The organism is Bartonella sp. CE47NXGY, assembly GCF_042195415.1.
Taxonomy (GTDB): domain Bacteria; phylum Pseudomonadota; class Alphaproteobacteria; order Rhizobiales; family Rhizobiaceae; genus Bartonella.
In genome coordinates, this window is record NZ_JBHIOI010000231.1 from 1 (window position 1) to 699 (window position 699).

A 699-nucleotide genomic window follows, 5' to 3' on the forward strand; every position below is an offset into this window, starting at 1 on the left:
AGGGCTTCACGAGCCCCCACAAACAAGCCCCTTACGTTTTAAGAAGCCACACCTTGCCCTTAACGACAAAAACCCACACCACTTCAACAATCCAACGGCGTCCCCTCTTCCCCCCACTTCAAGCATTTCAGCCGACGCACGCACCTGACAGGGCTTCACGAGCCCGCAACAAACAAGCCTCTTGCGTTTTAAGAAGTCCCCCTTTGCCCTTAACGACAAAAACCCACACCACTTCAACAATCCAACGGCTCCCCCTCTTCTCCCCACTTCAAGCATTTCAAGCCGGCGCACGCACCTGACAGGGCTTCACGAGCCCCCACAAACAAGCCCCTTACGTTTTAAGAAGCCACACCTTGCCCTTAACGACAAAAACCCACACCACTTCAACAATCCAACGGCGTCCCCTCTTCCCCCCACTTCAAGCATTTCAGGCCGGCGCACGCACCTGATAGGGCTTCACGAGCCCCCACAAACAAGCCCCTTACGTTTTAAGAAGCCACACCTTGCCCTTAACGACAAAAACCCACACCACTTCAACAATCCAACGGCGTCCCCTCTTCCCCCCACTTCAAGCATTTCAGCCGACGCACGCACCTGACAGGGCTTCACGAGCCCGCAACAAACAAGCCTCTTGCGTTTTAAGAAGTCCCCCTTTGCCCTTAACGACAAAAACCCACACCACTTCAACAATCCAACGGC

2 protein-coding genes are annotated in these 699 nt (G+C 54.4%); both read left to right on the forward strand.

The genetic code is table 11. The features are described 5' to 3' along the window. The coding region (locus tag ACFIL3_RS10820; protein WP_375682277.1) for a hypothetical protein at positions 1–299 on the forward strand (299 nt) is incomplete at its 5' end. A 204-nt stretch (positions 300–503) separates the two neighbouring features. Further along, on the forward strand, positions 504–699 hold a 196-nt coding region (locus tag ACFIL3_RS10825; RefSeq protein ID WP_375682278.1), incomplete at its 3' end, for a hypothetical protein.